This is a genomic window from Drancourtella massiliensis, from assembly GCF_016900655.1.
Classification (GTDB): Bacteria; Bacillota; Clostridia; order Lachnospirales; family Lachnospiraceae; genus Sellimonas; species Sellimonas catena.
On sequence record NZ_JACJKH010000120.1, the window covers coordinates 1 to 338 of the forward strand.

Consider the following 338-nt stretch of genomic DNA (forward strand, 5'->3'; position numbering starts at 1 on the left):
CGCCACTCAGTCACAGTCTTCTTCATCCGAAGAATCTAAAGAAAGTGCTTCGTTCGACTTGCATGTGTTAGGCACGCCGCCAGCGTTCATCCTGAGCCAGGATCAAACTCTCGTAATAAGAACTTGGATTCGGTCCTTTCGAATCCTACGTTCGTTTACGCTCCTCGATGACTTGATGAGCAAGCCTGCTTGCGAATCTAGTATCGCAGGAGCTTCCTTACCATTGTTTGTTCCGGTCAAGATCAACTCTCGCTAATCCATCCCGTTACTGTTGTCTGGTTTGTGGAACTTGAAGTTCCTTGTTCTGAATAATTCTCATGAATTTTCAGGGATCGTTG

Annotated in this window: 1 rRNA gene; it reads right to left on the reverse strand. The window is 46.2% G+C overall.

Annotation, left to right across the window (positions count from 1 at the left end):
* Positions 1-118 (reverse strand): 16S ribosomal RNA (locus tag H6A32_RS16005); the annotation flags it as partial.
* Between the last annotated feature and the right edge of the window lie 220 nt (positions 119-338).